This is a genomic window from Thiothrix nivea DSM 5205 (assembly GCF_000260135.1).
Classification (GTDB): Bacteria; Pseudomonadota; Gammaproteobacteria; order Thiotrichales; family Thiotrichaceae; genus Thiothrix; species Thiothrix nivea.
Genome location: NZ_JH651384.1, coordinates 2,876,193 through 2,891,739, shown reverse-complemented (window position 1 = coordinate 2,891,739; position 15,547 = coordinate 2,876,193). Strand labels below are relative to the sequence as shown.

At 54.7% G+C, this 15,547-nt stretch carries 16 protein-coding genes, 2 rRNA genes and 2 pseudogenes (1 of these 20 running past the window's edge); 9 read left to right on the top strand and 11 right to left on the bottom strand.

Going from position 1 to position 15,547, the window contains the following annotated elements:
* Nucleotides 1-49: 49 nt before the first annotated feature.
* Both THINI_RS14510 and THINI_RS14505 read right to left on the bottom strand, forming a co-directional pair.
* On the bottom strand, nt 50-391 hold the full coding sequence (locus THINI_RS14510; protein ID WP_002709307.1) for an endonuclease domain-containing protein: 342 nt from the start codon (nt 389-391) through the stop codon (nt 50-52).
* A gap of 72 nt (nt 392-463) precedes the next feature.
* Entirely contained in the window at nt 464-979 is a 516-nt protein-coding gene (locus THINI_RS14505; RefSeq protein WP_040839478.1) for a type I restriction-modification enzyme R subunit C-terminal domain-containing protein, read from the bottom strand.
* A gap of 48 nt (nt 980-1,027) precedes the next feature.
* On the opposite strand from THINI_RS14505, the gene THINI_RS26680 reads away from it, so the two are divergent.
* A complete protein-coding gene (locus THINI_RS26680; RefSeq protein ID WP_040838909.1) occupies nt 1,028-1,408 on the top strand; it encodes a helix-turn-helix domain-containing protein in 381 nt (126 codons plus the stop codon).
* A gap of 14 nt (nt 1,409-1,422) precedes the next feature.
* Nucleotides 1,423-1,878 (top strand): annotated as a pseudogene (locus THINI_RS26675) (IS630 family transposase); the annotation flags it as partial.
* Here the strand turns inward: THINI_RS26675 and hsdR are convergent.
* The 4 genes and pseudogenes from hsdR to THINI_RS14470 all read right to left on the bottom strand — a co-directional run bounded on the left by hsdR (nt 1,813) and on the right by THINI_RS14470 (nt 5,666).
* Nucleotides 1,813-3,075: an EcoAI/FtnUII family type I restriction enzme subunit R gene (hsdR, locus tag THINI_RS26670; RefSeq protein ID WP_245536696.1), complete on the bottom strand. Its 1,263-nt coding sequence runs from the start codon at nt 3,073-3,075 to the stop codon at nt 1,813-1,815. The pseudogene THINI_RS26675 and the gene hsdR sit on opposite strands and share 66 nt — an antisense overlap.
* 32 nt (nt 3,076-3,107) lie before the next feature.
* Nucleotides 3,108-4,117: pseudogene (locus tag THINI_RS24415) on the bottom strand (ISAzo13 family transposase).
* Nucleotides 4,118-4,307: 190 nt separating this feature from the next.
* A complete protein-coding gene (locus THINI_RS14475; protein WP_040839476.1) occupies nt 4,308-5,183 on the bottom strand; it encodes a DEAD/DEAH box helicase family protein in 876 nt (291 codons plus the stop codon).
* Nucleotides 5,184-5,264: 81 nt separating this feature from the next.
* On the bottom strand, nt 5,265-5,666 hold the full coding sequence (locus THINI_RS14470; RefSeq protein ID WP_081485849.1) for an AAA family ATPase: 402 nt from the start codon (nt 5,664-5,666) through the stop codon (nt 5,265-5,267).
* 72 nt (nt 5,667-5,738) lie between these two features.
* On the opposite strand from THINI_RS14470, the gene THINI_RS14465 reads away from it, so the two are divergent.
* The 3 genes from THINI_RS14465 (at nt 5,739) to sbmA (ending at nt 8,228) form a co-directional block, all read left to right on the top strand.
* A complete protein-coding gene (locus tag THINI_RS14465; protein WP_002709306.1) occupies nt 5,739-5,921 on the top strand; it encodes a hypothetical protein in 183 nt (60 codons plus the stop codon).
* Nucleotides 5,922-6,083: 162 nt separating this feature from the next.
* On the top strand, nt 6,084-6,797 hold the full coding sequence (locus THINI_RS14460) for a YfdX family protein (protein WP_002709305.1): 714 nt from the start codon (nt 6,084-6,086) through the stop codon (nt 6,795-6,797).
* A gap of 219 nt (nt 6,798-7,016) precedes the next feature.
* Nucleotides 7,017-8,228, top strand: a complete 1,212-nt coding sequence (gene sbmA / locus THINI_RS14455; protein ID WP_002709304.1) for a peptide antibiotic transporter SbmA — start codon at nt 7,017-7,019, stop codon at nt 8,226-8,228.
* A 42-nt stretch (nt 8,229-8,270) separates the two neighbouring features.
* On the opposite strand, the gene THINI_RS14450 is transcribed toward sbmA, so the two are convergent.
* Nucleotides 8,271-8,951 carry a hypothetical protein gene (locus THINI_RS14450; RefSeq protein ID WP_002709303.1) on the bottom strand — a complete coding sequence of 227 codons (681 nt, stop codon included), beginning with the start codon at nt 8,949-8,951 and terminating at the stop codon, nt 8,271-8,273.
* Nucleotides 8,948-9,226 (bottom strand): hypothetical protein, encoded by a 279-nt coding sequence (locus THINI_RS14445; RefSeq protein WP_040839474.1) that lies wholly within the window; start codon nt 9,224-9,226, stop codon nt 8,948-8,950. The genes THINI_RS14450 and THINI_RS14445 overlap by 4 nt, the downstream gene beginning before the upstream one ends.
* On the opposite strand from THINI_RS14445, the gene THINI_RS27030 reads away from it, so the two are divergent.
* From THINI_RS27030 to THINI_RS14430, 3 genes are all read left to right on the top strand, one after another.
* Nucleotides 9,225-9,842 carry an ISAzo13-like element transposase-related protein gene (locus THINI_RS27030; RefSeq protein WP_281054676.1) on the top strand — a complete coding sequence of 206 codons (618 nt, stop codon included), beginning with the start codon at nt 9,225-9,227 and terminating at the stop codon, nt 9,840-9,842. The genes THINI_RS14445 and THINI_RS27030 overlap by 2 nt on opposite strands.
* The gene (locus THINI_RS27025; protein WP_281054675.1) at nt 9,811-10,449 is read left to right on the top strand and encodes an ISAzo13-like element transposase-related protein; all 639 of its coding nucleotides are present in this window, start codon (nt 9,811-9,813) and stop codon (nt 10,447-10,449) included. Before THINI_RS27030 ends, THINI_RS27025 begins: the two co-directional genes overlap by 32 nt.
* Before the next feature lie 280 nt (nt 10,450-10,729).
* On the top strand, nt 10,730-11,461 hold the full coding sequence (locus THINI_RS14430; protein ID WP_002709301.1) for a YfdX family protein: 732 nt from the start codon (nt 10,730-10,732) through the stop codon (nt 11,459-11,461).
* Between the two features lie 71 nt (nt 11,462-11,532).
* Here THINI_RS14430 and THINI_RS14425 read toward each other — a convergent pair whose 3' ends face one another.
* Complete coding sequence (locus THINI_RS14425; protein ID WP_002709300.1) at nt 11,533-11,889, bottom strand: hypothetical protein; 357 nt, start codon at nt 11,887-11,889, stop codon at nt 11,533-11,535.
* 260 nt (nt 11,890-12,149) lie between these two features.
* Here THINI_RS14425 and THINI_RS14420 point away from each other — a divergent pair, with 260 nt between their 5' ends.
* Nucleotides 12,150-13,658, top strand: coding sequence for a YifB family Mg chelatase-like AAA ATPase (locus THINI_RS14420; protein WP_002709299.1), 1,509 nt, complete (start codon nt 12,150-12,152; stop codon nt 13,656-13,658).
* Between the two features lie 250 nt (nt 13,659-13,908).
* Here the strand turns inward: THINI_RS14420 and rrf are convergent.
* Together rrf and THINI_RS14410 are read right to left on the bottom strand one after the other, a co-directional pair.
* Nucleotides 13,909-14,024 (bottom strand): 5S ribosomal RNA (gene rrf / locus THINI_RS14415).
* Between the two features lie 177 nt (nt 14,025-14,201).
* Nucleotides 14,202-15,547, bottom strand: a 23S ribosomal RNA gene (locus THINI_RS14410) (it continues 1,486 nt past the right edge of the window).

The window sequence follows — 15,547 nt, the reverse complement described above, 5'->3', positions numbered from 1 at the left end:
CTTTTCTTAGTCCCTCATCCGCTCAGCGGGAGGGGTTGGGGTGAGGGTCTTATTCCCGGCCAATAGCACGCTTTATAGTGTTCAGCACATCAGTCATATCTTGTTCAACATGATGATTCCAGAAGCGCAGAATACGGTATCCAGCGGCTTGCATAAACTGGCTGCGCACCTCATCGTAAGCAATCTGTTCCGCATCAGCATGGTGCGTGCCATCCAGCTCGATAACAAGCCGCTCAGAGACACAAATAAAATCAACGATATATTGATCTATCGCATACTGCCGACGGAACTTGTAGCCTGCCAATCGACGGTTACGCAACGCTTCCCAAAGCAAAGCCTCCTCTGCCGTTGATTGCTGGCGTAAACACCGCGCCTTTTCCCTGGGATTCATAAAAACTCTATCAATCTTCTCTTGCTCCCCCTCGCCCGCTCAGCGGGAGAGGGGGCTGGGGGGTGAGGGTCTTCAAGCATAAAGCATCGCCTCCAGTTCTGAAACTGCCTGCTCATACGCCGCCTTACTGCCAAACGCCCCCTTCACAATCTCCATCGGTGCACCCATTCCCGTAAACGGCGGCGCTTTCAGCGTCTGGATGTTCTCGATTTCGACCACGCCCACATCCGCATACTTGTCCAGCAAGGCATTCAACACCGCCTGCGCCGGTTCGGAATAGCGGGTGAAGTAATTGCGCTTTTTGACGTTTTCGGCGCGTTCCCGCCGGGTCAGGGGTGGCTGGTCAAACACCACATGGCAGATCAGGTCGAAGGGGTCGAGGTCGCGCCCGACATCTTCCGCCAACGCCTCCCAGAGGATTCCGGCGTCGGCCAGTTCATCCAGCACGGCCTGTTTGCGGTCGGCGGCCTTCCAGCGTTTGATGAAAGCATCCAGCGAGGCGAATTGCCCTTGCAACGTCTTGCGGGTGTAATCCTTGAACGATCCCGTCACCAGCTTGCCGTCGCTGTCGTAATATAGTCTTTTCATTTTAGTCAGCTACAATAGGACGGATGATCAACTTCCCCATCCTTCATCATGCCGACTTACTACTCTAAGGATCTCCGTGAACGTGTTGTTGCTGCCTATGACAAGAGCAAACATAAATCCCACGTTTGTGGGACGTTTTCCATAGCCCGCAGCACCCTGGACAAATGGTTGGCCCTGAGGGAAGAAACCGGCAGCCTCCAACCCCGGACACATCCCCGCCCTGGGCACAGCCATAAGGTGAAAGACGTTGAAGCTTTTCGGCAATGGGTGGAGAGCGAAACCCCGTTTGAACGCATCGAGGATTTGCTGCCACGCTTTGAAGCGCATTATGGCAAGGCCATTTCTTATCGTGGCCTGCATAAATGGCTGCAACGGATCGGTTGGAGCCATAAAAAAAACGTTCTTTCTACCAGCAAGCCAAACCGCTAGACCGCTGGGTTTTCCTGTGGCTACTTGGGCATCTGGAGAAAAAATACGGTCAGGATCATATCCTGTTTGCGGACGAGGCAGGATTCTACAGTACCGAACGCTATGAGTGGGGCTGGGCAAAAAAAGGGGAGCCTTGTGACATCCCCCGCCCTGGAGGCCGGGGACATAAACGCAACTGGATCAGCGCTATCCGCGCCTCTGATCAAAGCTGGCAAATGCCGTGGGTAGTGACCGGCAACATTAACCGGATGATTGTTGAACAATGGTTGGAAGCCTTGGGAAAATCGTTGCAGCAAGGTCAGGAAAAGCCCAAACCTTATGTGCTTGTCTGGGACAATGCGAGCTTCCATTTAGGCGGTGACCTGGAGGCGATTGCCATGAAATACCAGATTCGTATCATTCAGTTACCCGCTTATTCGCCTGATCTCAACCCCATCGAGCAATGCTGGGCAACCTTGAAACATTATGCGCGTCTGGCCATGGGAAAAGGTAGCACCCTGGACGACGCGATTGATTACGCATTCAACAGACAAAGTGTAGCCGACTAAAATGAAAAGACTATACTGCACGCGCTCGGCAATCTTTTTCACCGTCACACCTGCAACGTGGAATTTGCGTACTTTTGAGTCGCGCTCATCCCACGGGATTGCTCCGCCCGGATTGCCGTAAGCGGCTGGTGGATCGCCTGTTCCGGTAAAACCAGCGTCGTCATTTTCTCGAATGCCATCGTCTGTTTCCGGTGGGTCGGCGAACACATCAGGGTCTTGCTCAATCTGCTGCGGCGTTGTCACCAGCACTTTCTCGGGGATGCCGTCAAAGCGTTCATCGGCAAACAGCTCGGTGGCTTTCTTGAAATCGAGGATGGTAAACCACAACTTGCCGCGCTTTTCGTCAATGCGTGTACCGCGCCCGATGATTTGCTTGAATTTGGTCATGGACTGGATGTGCTGATCCAGCACCACCAGCTTGCAGGTTTTGGCGTCCACGCCGGTGGTCATCAGTTCCGAGGTGGTGGCAATCACCGGATAGGGCTTTTTCGGATTGATGAAATTGTCCAGTTGCGCCTTGCCGATTTCATCATCGCCGGTAATTTTCATCACGTAGCGTTGGTCTTTGGCGACCTGTTCGGGGTTGAGGTTGACCAGGGCGCGGCGCATCCGCTCGGCATGGTCGATGTCGTTGCAGAACACGATGGTTTTGGCCATCGGGTCAGTGCGTTTCAGGTATTCGCTCAGGGTTTGCGCCACCAGCCAGGTGCGTTCGTCGATCACCAGTGAGCGGTCGAAATCTTTCTGGTTGTAGATGCGGTCTTCGATCAGCTCACCGTGTTTGTCGTGCTGACCCTTCTCGGGTCGCCAACCCTGCAAATCGACATCCATATCCACCCGCACCACCTTGTAGGGAGCCAGAAAACCGTCCTCGATCCCTTCTTTCAGCGAATAGGTGTAGATCGGTTCGCCGAAATAGTCGATGTTGGAAATGGTGTCAGTTTCCTTGGGCGTGGCGGTCAGGCCGATCTGGGTAGCACTGCTGAAATATTCCAGAATTTCACGCCAGGCGCTGTCTTCCGCCGCGCTGCCACGGTGGCATTCGTCGATTACGATCAGGTCGAAAAAATCGGGCGAAACCTGTTGGTAGGCTTTCTGCCACTCTTCCGGCCCGGTCAGCGCCTGATATAAGGTGATTTACCTCAAAGACATTACCCAAAAACAGGGCGAATCAGAATGTCCCATTTTGGTAAAGCAGCATTTCTTTCCAGCCTCGCCTCAACAGCCTCCATAGCTTTTTTGCTGAGGGTCACACCCTTCTCATAAACCTTGCGACTGAATTCGACCATGGGGTTGATGCCTTTCCAGGTCATGGTTTTTGCCCATTCCAGCAGGGTTTCGGCATCCTTGAGCTGGGTGCCGTTCCAGTGTTGTTCCAGAATCCCCCAGCAGCGTTCAATCGGGTTGTACTTGCTGTGGTAAGGCGGGTAGTACAGCAGGTGGACTGTCTTACCGGTATGGTTGGCGAATTCCACCATGCGCTTGAGGAATTGCGTCCTGATCCCGCTGCTTTCCGGGCCATTGTCCGCTTTGATCTGGATGCACTGGCAGGCGTCCTTGTCAGCAGAAGGCATCTGTTCCCATACCCGGCACAGGGAATCCACGATGAAGTCACTGGTTTTGCTGGAACTGCCGAAGGTCAGGTAAACCTGCCCACTGTCCTCATCCAGTACGCCAAAAGGGATGTATTTCTCTTTGCAGCCCATCTCATGGTCAGCGGCTTTATTGTCACCCCGTGTTTTCCCGCCCCGTGAGTAGTCACCGATGTTGACGGTCGCCTTGCAGTCCATGCTCAGGCGTTTGACCGCCCCATCGGCAAACTGCCCATCGTTGGCCTGGATATTGGCGAAGATGGCGTCGGTTTCTGGAATTTTTTTTGCGGCTTGGCTTTCTCCACCTTGCGCAGGCGGTAGCCATTCCGGTTGAGTATCCGCGCCATGGTGCTGGGGGCGGGCACTTGTCCACCGCTGAAACCCATGGCCTGTAACTGCCGGATGGCTTCCGCCGCCGTCAGGCGGGTGTAGGCGATGCTGCTGCGGAATGTCGGGTCTTGCTGGCTATGTGCTTCCGCCAGCGCCAGCAAGGCGGCTGCCGCTTCCGGCTGGGTTTCCTCCCAGCGCTTCTGGCCACAATACGCCGCCTGCGCACCCACGCAAACCATGCCGCTGCGCTGTTCCTCCAAACCCAACTGCACCCCCTCCCGACCCCAGCCAAAACACCTTTCAGTCTGGCGGGCGTTGCCTGCACAATATTTCCGGCTCATGTCCGCCTGGAACGCACGGCGGGTGCTGCCAGACATTTTCGAGGCCGCCAGTTTCAGGTCGGCTATCTGGGATTCACTCAGGATCGGGTTAGCTGTTTGGGGTTCGGGGGGCATGGGGATAGGGACTCCGCTTGTCGATAAGACAAGTGTAGCCATTGCGGGGGAATCTTTCAGGGAAATCCCCTAACGCCAGATGGATTTCGTAAGCCGGGTCGACGGTGCGCTTTTCCACCTTGGTCATGGCCTGCCCGAAAGGCTGGAAGTCGTTGCGCTTGGTCTGATCCACCAGCACATTGCGGTCAGCCAGAAACAGGATGCGTTTTTTCCGTTTCGCCTTCCACAACCGCCAGATGATCTGGAACGCGGTGTAGGTCTTGCCAGTGCCGGTCGCCATCACCAGCAGGATGCGTTGCTGGTCGCGAGCAATCGCTTCGATGGTTTTGTTGATCGCCTGTAGCTGGTAATAGCGCGGCGACTTGCCGGAACCATCGTCGTGATAATCCTGCGTGATCACCGGCAATTGCGCATCGGTATAACCTTTCCAGGCGCAGAATTTCTGCCAGAGCTGTTGCGGGGTGGGGAAATCGGCCAGCGCCAGCTCGCTTTCAAGCTGCACCGGGTTGGTTTTGTCGTGGAAAATGAAACCGTCGCCGTTGCTGGCGAATGCGAAGGGCGCATCCAGCAGGTGGGCGTAACCCAGCGCCTGTTGCATCCCCTTGCCGGTTTCGTGCCGGTTGGCCTTGGCTTCGATCACCGCCAGCGGCAGGTTGGGTTTGTGGTAGAGCACGATGTCGGCGGATTTGACCGTGCGTCTTGCGCCAAGCTGGCCGCGCACGATTACCTTGCCGTCACGCAGCTTCACTTCCTGACGGATTTGTAGCATGTCATCCCAACCTGCGTTTCTTACCGCTGGCAGAATGTATTTACTGATGATGTCGGTTTCAGACAGGCGTTGCTTGTCCACGGATTCCCCGGTTCAGGTTGGTTGTTTCCGGCTCAACTCTAGCATAATTATAAGGCGGCGCTGTGAACGGTGGATACACACTCACCTACACCCAGACCCCACGGCAAAATACGGCAACACGGTAAATTCGGAACGCTTTTGCGGTACATCGCCTCCATAAACCAGCGCCAGTTGTTGCACGCGCTCGCCCAAGAACCCCGCCACTTTCTGCGCCGGACGCATGGCGTCACTTTGATCAGGCGCTTGCCGACATTGGCGAACCACGGCAGCAGGCGAAACACGATGTACTTCCAGCAACTTCAATAAAGCGGTGCGCCCGGCCAGTGACTGGGAAATTTCCCGCGACAACTCGAACTGATGGCTGCCGGTGAGTACGAAATGCCCCATCTGTTTCTTTTCATCGACTTCAACCTGTATCCAGGACAACAACTCGGGCACGCGCCGAATCTCGTCAAGCACTGCCCCGTCTGCGAACTGCGCCAGAAATCCTCTTAGATCGGAACGGGCGAAATCCCGTAATACCTATTCATGCAAAATCGAGGTACAACCTCATTATTGTATGAAGGGATTAGGAGCGACAAGCTGTATGAAAGTGGCGGGCAGATAGCCCGCCATGGTGGGCTGAAGAACGACCTGATCGTCGGGCTGGATGGCCGTGACATCAAGTATCTGGGTAAAACCCGTAGTGGCAAGGTGCATGACAAACGGATTGGTGACTATTCCGCATACCTTCAGTAATACCGTGCAAAATTACCCACGGTTGTTTTACATGTCCCCAGAATCAATATAATTTCAAACATAAACAAATACTTATTTGCATGGCATAGATTATGCTCCACAACAGGCGGAAACAGCGCAACCCGCTGTCAACTGATAAAAAACTGAAAAGGAGACTATCCGATGAATACCACATTCACCCGCAAGCCAGCTGCCGTTATTCTGAGTATTATCCTGCTGGCTTCCACCACTGCCATGGCTGTTACTTCCGCAGAAGCCGCCCAGCCACCCAATTCCGTCGTTGAAGCTGTCACCACACCCGGCTGGGACAGCCCCAACATGCAAAGGATCGCAGCCCATTCCGGCAACGAAATCGTCCACCATCTGACCGCCGCCCACGAAGCCATTCAAAAAGGCGACAGCGGCAAGGCATTGGGCGAGGTCGAAGCCGCCAATCGCCTGAATGATTCGGTCATGCAATCCATGCCCTACACCGATGTTCAGGAGGATGTCTTCAATGCCAAGGGCAAACTGGCGATGCAGGAAAATGGCCGCTTCTATGACGACCTTTTACCCATCTACGCCGAGCTGGATGACATGGAAGTCTACGCCCCGCAAGTAGCGCAAAAAGCGCGCGGCAAGGTCAAGGAAGCCGAAACCATGGCCCGCAAGGGGCAGAACGCTGAAGCCACCACCAAGCTGAAAGAGGTGATGGACGACATTTCCGCCACCGCCATCTTCCTGCCGGTCGGCTACGTCCACGGCCAACTGGAAGCCGCGCAGAATGCCCTGAGTGAACAGCACCGCGATGTAGCCACCGCGAAAACCGCCATCGACAACTCCCTGAAGAGCCTGACAGCGTTTACCGAAGGCGTGGTTGTGGAACCGGCATCCTGAAAACCTTCATCCTCGCTCCTGTATTTTACCCCGCCTGCCAAAGGCGGGGGATTTTCAACGTCCATCAGTGTGGGGTAAGCCCATGCCGGTTCCACCAACAGGTTTCTAAACCCTCCAGACAGCGACTGACAAACCGTCATCAGCTTGGTGCTTTATAACCTGAATTACCTGATGATGCCTGTTATGATGCCCCACTAAAAATTTATAAAGGGGCTACCGATGTTTGAATCCTTTTTCCCACGCCCAAAACTGTTTGCGCTGACGTTTGCAGCCTGGGCGCTATTCTGTGTGGTGACCTGGTTCGTTGCAGGTGAAAGCTTGCACAGCTGGCTGAGTCTGGAAACCTTGTTCGGCAGTGACGGTGGGGATTTCTGGTTTTACCAGTACATGCTGGGCTGTTACACCCTGTTCGTGGGCGCGTGGATGTATCTCTCCCCACACCGTTGGGGACGCTGGTCGATTATTGGTTCGGCCATTATCGTGTTCATTACCTGGTTTCAGGTGCATCTGGATGTGCTGATCAACGACTGGTTTGGCACCTTCTACGACTCGATCCAGAAGGCGCTGGAAAAGCCACACAGCATTACCGCCGAAGATTATTACCTGCAACTGCTGACGTTCGGCAAGATTGCGATGGTGGCGGTAACCGTTTCAGTGTTCACCCGCTTTTTCGTCAGCCATTGGGTGTTCCGCTGGCGTACTGCCATCAACGATTACTACATGTCGATGTGGAGCCGGGTGAGGCATATCGAAGGCGCATCACAGCGGGTGCAGGAAGACGCCATGCGTTTTTCTAGCATCATGGAAGGGTTGGGCGTGAGCCTGATTGATTCGGTGATGACCCTGATTGCGTTCCTGCCTATCTTGTGGGGGCTGTCGGTGCATGTGAAGGAATTGCCCGTCATTGGCGAAGTTTCACAAGCGCTGGTGTTTGTCGCCCTGATCTGGTCGGTGTTTGGCACTTCGCTGCTGGCGTTGGCGGGTATCCGCCTGCCGGGTCTGGAATTCCGTAACCAGCGGGTGGAAGCCGCCTACCGCAAGGAGCTGGTGTATGGCGAGGATTACCATGACCGCGCTTCACCGCCGGTGGTCAAGGATTTGTTCAACGACGTTCGCGTCAACTATTTCCGCTTGTATTTCAACTATCTGTACTTCAATGTGGTGCGTTATGCCTATCTACAGGCAGGCGTGCTGGTGCCTTATGTTGCGCTTGCGCCGACTATCGTGGCCGGTGGTTTTACCTTGGGTGTCATGCAGCAGATTATCCGTGCCTTCGGGCGGGTGGAAAGCTCGTTCCAGTATCTGGTGAATTCGTGGACGACTATCGTGGAGCTGATGTCGATTTATAAGCGCTTGAAAGCATTTGAATTGGCGATTGCTGATTTACCGTTGCCACCGATTGAGGAACAGCTGGCGGAGCAAGCAATCTGAACCCGCTTTCCCTGCTTTCAAGAAAGCAGGGGGCGGCCTGCATCAAAAAACCTCATCGGCGGCACCCTTAAAATCCGTCGGCTCTGGCAAGCCTTTCTTGCGGGCTTTTTCCTGGGCCTTCTGGTGATTCATGTCGGCTGGGATGAATTGAACCTGTTTACCCAGTTTTTGCGCGGCAGTGAGTTCGTCGCGGGCGACTTCACCGCCGCCGATGCCAACCATGAGGTCACTGCTTTCGACTATGGCTGAGGAAGTGGGCGACAAGTTTTTGCCCTCCTCCACATAACCACCCCAACTTGGGTCATCCACATAAAAAACGTAATCAACGCAATCTGATAGCGCTGCATCGTATGCTTTTGCCTGGGTCGAAACGATACCCGTCGTGGTAAAGCCTTTATCCTTGGCCAACAGGTAGATTGCGCCTATACCCTCAGGCGTTGCGCCGATATTGACGATGGTGGCGGATGCATCCAGTTTGTCGAGAACAGATTCAGCTTCCTTGAGCATAGAACGCTTGTCTTCATATTCAGCGCCGGAGTAACCAACAAACGTCACCACTTTCTTGCTTTTATTGGCAAAGAAACGTTTAACATCCTGTGGGTTGGCATCATTCACCTCGGTTTTCAGGTCACAGTCGGCAAAAACCGGAAAATTAACACCAATTGCCCCCAGCAATGTCATTAAACTGACTTGCAGGGTTGCTTGGGGTGATTTGCATTTCATTTTTCGCTGCCTTGCTGGAGTTTTTCCAGTTCCTCCATGGAAACATCCTCGCCTAGTAAAATTATTCTATTGCCATTAATCGGGTCGGTGGTGCTGTCCAGAAAAAGTAACGCATCCCCACGGTAAAACCAAAGTGGCCTGAATTTTTTTGGGAGTTTAATCAGCCCTAGGTAAAAGGCCACGAAGCGGAATCTGACGGCATAGGGGATTTCCCTGAAAGATTCCCCCGCAATGGCTACACTTGTCTTATCGACAAGCGGAGTCCCTATCCCCATGCCCCCCGAACCCCAAACAGCTAACCCGATCCTGAGTGAATCCCAGATAGCCGACCTGAAACTGGCGGCCTCGAAAATGTCTGGCAGCACCCGCCGTGCGTTCCAGGCGGACATGAGCCGGAAATATTGTGCAGGCAACGCCCGCCAGACTGAAAGGTGTTTTGGCTGGGGTCGGGAGGGGGTGCAGTTGGGTTTGGAGGAACAGCGCAGCGGCATGGTTTGCGTGGGTGCGCAGGCGGCGTATTGTGGCCAGAAGCGCTGGGAGGAAACCCAGCCGGAAGCGGCAGCCGCCTTGCTGGCGCTGGCGGAAGCACATAGCCAGCAAGACCCGACATTCCGCAGCAGCATCGCCTACACCCGCCTGACGGCGGCGGAAGCCATCCGGCAGTTACAGGCCATGGGTTTCAGCGGTGGACAAGTGCCCGCCCCCAGCACCATGGCGCGGATACTCAACCGGAATGGCTACCGCCTGCGCAAGGTGGAGAAAGCCAAGCCGCAAAAAAAATTCCAGAAACCGACGCCATCTTCGCCAATATCCAGGCCAACGATGGGCAGTTTGCCGATGGGCGGTCAAACGCCTGAGCATGGACTGCAAGGCGACCGTCAACATCGGTGACTACTCACGGGGCGGGAAAACACGGGGTGACAATAAAGCCGCTGACCATGAGATGGGCTGCAAAGAGAAATACATCCCTTTTGGCGTACTGGATGAGGACAGTGGGCAGGTTTACCTGACCTTCGGCAGTTCCAGCAAAACCAGTGACTTCATCGTGGATTCCCTGTGCCGGGTATGGGAACAGATGCCTTCTGCTGACAAGGACGCCTGCCAGTGCATCCAGATCAAAGCGGACAATGGCCCGGAAAGCAGCGGGATCAGGACGCAATTCCTCAAGCGCATGGTGGAATTCGCCAACCATACCGGTAAGACAGTCCACCTGCTGTACTACCCGCCTTACCACAGCAAGTACAACCCGATTGAACGCTGCTGGGGGATTCTGGAACAACACTGGAACGGCACCCAGCTCAAGGATGCCGAAACCCTGCTGGAATGGGCAAAAACCATGACCTGGAAAGGCATCAACCCCATGGTCGAATTCAGTCGCAAGGTTTATGAGAAGGGTGTGACCCTCAGCAAAAAAGCTATGGAGGCTGTTGAGGCGAGGCTGGAAAGAAATGCTGCTTTACCAAAATGGGACATTCTGATTCGCCCTGTTTTTGGGTAATGTCTTTGAGGTAAATCACCATAGTTGGTAGCGTTCACAGGATTGATGCCACAGCATTAACCTACCATTTTTACTCGAAATAATGGTTTAAGCATGAAAAACAACAGGGTAAATGGGGAAAATCACCCATTTTTAACCCGTTCTTCGCCAGACATTGGGGAATACTCCTCAAAACTACCGATCCATGAAAAAAATCTTTTTTATATCATAAAGATAAGACTATGGCATAGCTATTGCAGCAGGGTCTTCTACAAGACGTAACTTATCCGGAGAACAATCCATGAACAGTAATACACCCCAACCCTTGGCCAACAAACTGCTCGCCGTCAGCCTGGCAGTATTACTGGGCGTAACCTATTCCCCCTACGCCGCTGCGGAACAAGCGGCAACGGCCACCGAAACCGCTGAACACATCAATTTCCCCGGTTGGGAAAACCCGTTCATGGGGCATATCGCCTACTACTCCGGCCAGTTGCTGGTTCAGCACCTGCAAGCTGCCCAACAAGCGCTGGCCAATGGGAAGGTGAAGGAGGCCAAAAAAGCTCTGGATGCCGCCAAGGCACTGGCCGCCGGTCTCCGCGAAATGATGCCGTTCACCGTGGTGGTGGATCAGATCAAGGATACCAAGGGTGATCTGCTGGCTTCCGATAGCGCCATCATGGTGGGCGACCTGGTTCCCATCTACAAAAGCCTGGAACAAATGGCATTGTATGCGCCACAACTGGCAAAAAGCAGCAGCGACAAACTGAAAGAAGTGGAAGCCAAAGCCCGCACCGGTGACAAGCAGGCAGCCCTTAACAAGCTGGATGAAACCGCCAAGGCGATTACCGATACCACCGTCTACATGCCGGTGCTGTATGTATCAGCCCAGATAGACGGTGCGCGCCAATCCCTGAAAACCGACAAGCCGGACATCAAGACAGTACAAGCTGATATCAGTCACGCGCTGGATAGCCTGACAACGACCGGGGCGGGCGCAATTTTTGCCAAAGCCAAACCTGACAACCTGTAAGCACCGAACCCGTTTTCTGGTTGCCAGACCTCCCACTCGCGTCTGGCAGCCAGTGTTTTCAGCTGCCTGATTTAGCCCGCCTGAATATCCGACGTCACCACCAAATAGGATTTGATCACGGTTTGATCCTGGCCTGCCTGCGGCGTTTCCACCGTCAGCTCCAGCAGGAAATGCTGTTTGCCGCTGTGGGTTTCCTGCTGCCAGCACACCGCGCCTGCCTGCTGCTGCGGCTGGCCGAACTGCTCACTGTAATATTGCAGCACTTTTTCCTGTGGATCACGGGTCAGGAAAGTATTGCGCGCGTACACCCGGCGTTGCCCTTCAGCGATGCTGCTGCCATGGCGCGTGCAAATGTGGCTGGCCTGTGGATACTGCGCCGCACTGGACATTTGGCGGCGCTGGCCATCGGCAGGATTATTACTGTTCATTCGGTTGTCCCCTTACTCTCGTATTGTATATTTACCACGTTATATTCGGTTTTGACCGGAAAATCCGTGATCCATTTCACAATCGGTGCGAAAAAATTGCCACTCGGTCTTTTCCTCCGGCTTGGCAATTGCTTACACCAATGAATAAGCAAGTTGCATACCAAATTAGCCTGTCACCTTTTGTCGACTTTTTTTGAGCCAGAGGGGTTAAAACTGCACAATCAGGCGCATTCATTCAGCAATCGTCAACGAAAATAATCATGAGCCTTGCAATCGTTTTTAGCCGCACCAACAGCGGGCTGGATGCACCACTGGTAAGCGTTGAAGTGCACTTGGCCAATGGCCTGCCCAGTTTTTCCATCGTCGGCCTGCCGGAAACGGCGGTGAAAGAAAGCCGCGACCGGGTACGCGCCGCCCTGACCAATTCCGGTTTCAGCTTTCCGGTACGGCGGATCACGGTTAACCTCGCCCCAGCGGACATTCCCAAGGATGGCGGACGTTTCGACCTGCCGATTGCCATCGGGATGCTGGCGGCGAGTAACCAGCTTCCCACCGAACGTTTGCAGGAATACGAATTCATCGGAGAGCTGTCACTCGGCGGGCAACTGCGCCCGGTGCGTGGCGTGCTGCCCACCGCTTTCGCCGCCCTGCAAGCCGGGCGCGCCCTGATCGTGCCACAGGAAAATGCCGCCGAAGCCAGCCTGATCCAAGGGCTGAAAGTTTACCCCGCCAGTACCATTAGCGAAGTGGTAGATCATTTGCACGGCGACGAGCCGCTGGTGCGCTGGGAACAGGAAATCGAAACAGCGGAAACTACCTACCCTTTCGACCTCAGTGATGTGAAGGGGCAATTCATGGCGCGGCGCGCGCTGGAAATTGCGGCAGCAGGGGGTCACAACCTGTTGATGGTCGGGCCACCTGGTACTGGTAAGACCATGCTGGCCAACCGCCTCGCCACCATCCTGCCACCGCTTTCCGAAGAAGAAGCGTTGGAATCCGCCGCGATTGCCTCCATCAGCCATCACGGTTTCGACGCCAGCCGCTGGGGGCAACGGCCAGTGCGCGAGCCGCACCATACCTCGTCCGGCGTGGCGCTAGTGGGCGGCGGTTCACAAGTCAGGCCGGGGGAAATTTCCCTCGCACATCACGGCGTGTTGTTTCTTGACGAATTGACAGAATTTGACAGGAGCGTGCTCGACGTATTGCGCGAGCCACTGGAAACCGGGCGCATCACCCTCTCCCGCGCCGCGCGGCAGGCAACCTACCCCGCCAACTTCCAGTTGGTGGCCGCCATGAACCCGTGCCCACAAGGCCGCGCCTGTGATTTGCGCGACAACTGCGAATGTACACCGGAACGCCAGCGCAAGCACCGCAGCCGCATTTCCGCCCCGTTTCTCGACCGCATTGACCTGCAAATCGAAGTGCCGAGGGTCAGGCACGAAGACCTGCAATCGCTCAAAGGCGGTGAAAGCAGCGCGGAAGTGCGCCAGCGGGTGGAAGCTGCCCGTTACCGCCAGCAGCAGCGTCAGGGCAAGATCAACAATGCCCTCAACGGGCGCGACATCGACAAACATTGCCTGCTGACCGACAAGGATCAGGCGTTGCTGAATAATGCAATGGAGCGTTTCAAACTGTCAGCGCGAGCCTACCACCGCATCCTCAAAGTGGCGCGCACCATTGCCGATCTGGCAGAAAGCGGGGAAATCCGCACCGCGCACCTGACCGAGGCGTTGAGTTACCGGGCGCTGGATCGGTTGGCGGCGATATAGGAATTTAGTTGAGGATATACCAGAATAATTTCTACAGGCGAATTCGTATCATAAGTGCATAACCCGTTAATCGAGACGGGATGCGGCTTTCTTCATCAGGTCAGAGGCAAGATGTGGTAAAAAGCATCCCGAAAAACCACTGACGGGCAAGAATGCTGGGAAATATCAACAAGAGAATATGATTTGGATGACACAAGCAAAAAAAAAGCCCCGCCTGCAATTGTCGCTGCAAGCGGGGCTTGGTTTGGGCGCCTGGCGTTGACCTACTCTCACATGGGGAGGCCCCACACTACCATCGGCGATGCACCGTTTCACTTCTGAGTTCGGGATGGGATCAGGTGGTTCCAGTGCTCTATGGACACCAGGCAAACTGGCTGGGTATCGGTGGAGCTTTGTTAGTGTAAAGGCATTTACCCCCACTGTGGCCTCCACCACCCAATTCGGAAAAGCATTCAAGCAAGTGTCTTACGTTGCCAACTTCTGCTGGCTACGGCTTTGTTACTGACTCTACTACAGACCCCAAAGCAGACCGCTCCGGGTTATAGGATCAAGCCTCACGGGCAATTAGTACTGGTTAGCTCCATACATTGCTGCACTTCCACACCCAGCCTATCAACGTCGTAGTCTACAACAACCCTTCAGGGGCATCATGTGCCCAGGGAGATCTCATCTTGGGAGGGGCTTCCCGCTTAGATGCTTTCAGCGGTTATCCCGTCCGAACATAGCTACCCTGCAATGCCACTGGCGTGACAACAGGAACACCAGAGGTTCGTCCATCCCGGTCCTCTCGTACTAAGGACAGCTTCCCTCAAATCTCCAACGCCCACGGCAGATAGGGACCGAACTGTCTCACGACGTTCTGAACCCAGCTCGCGTACCACTTTAAATGGCGAACAGCCATACCCTTGGGACCTGCTTCAGCCCCAGGATGTGATGAGCCGACATCGAGGTGCCAAACTCCCCCGTCGATATGGACTCTTGGGAGGAATCAGCCTGTTATCCCCGGAGTACCTTTTATCCGTTGAGCGATGGCCCTTCCATTCAGAGCCACCGGATCACTAAGACCTAGTTTCCTACCTGCTCGACTTGTCCGTCTCGCAGTCAAGCGTGCTTATGCCTTTACACTATCCTCACGATTTCCGACCGTGATTAGCACACCTTCGCGCTCCTCCGTTACTCTTTGGGAGGAGACCGCCCCAGTCAAACTGCCCACCATGCACTGTCCCTGGCACTGTTATGCCGAGGTTAGAACATCAAAATTGCCAGGGTGGTATTTCAAGGATGGCTCCACAAGGACTGGCGTCCCTGGTTCATAGCCTCCCACCTATCCTACACAAGCAAGTTCAATGTTCAGTGCAAAGCTGCAGTAAAGGTTCACGGGGTCTTTCCGTCTAGCCGCGGGTACACTGCATCTTCACAGCGATTTCAATTTCACTGAGTCTCGGATGGAGACAGTGCCGCCATCGTTACGCCATTCGTGCAGGTCGGAACTTACCCGACAAGGAATTTCGCTACCTTAGGACCGTTATAGTTACGGCCGCCGTTTACCGGGGCTTCGATCAAGAGCTTCGCCTCGCAGCTAACCCCATCAATTAACCTTCCGGCACCGGGCAGGCGTCACACCCTATACGTCCACTTTCGTGTTTGCAGAGTGCTGTGTTTTTGATAAACAGTCGCAGCGGCCTGGTCTCTGCGGCCACCTCGCGGTGGCGTACCTTCTCCCGAAGTTACGGTACCATTTTGCCTAGTTCCTTCATCCGAGTTCTCTCAAGCGCCTTGGAATTCTCATCCAGCCCACGTGTGTCCGTTTGGAGTACGGTTAACGCATACCTGAAGCTTAGAGGCTTTTCCTGGAAGCAGGGCATCAACCACTTCGTCACCGTAGTGAC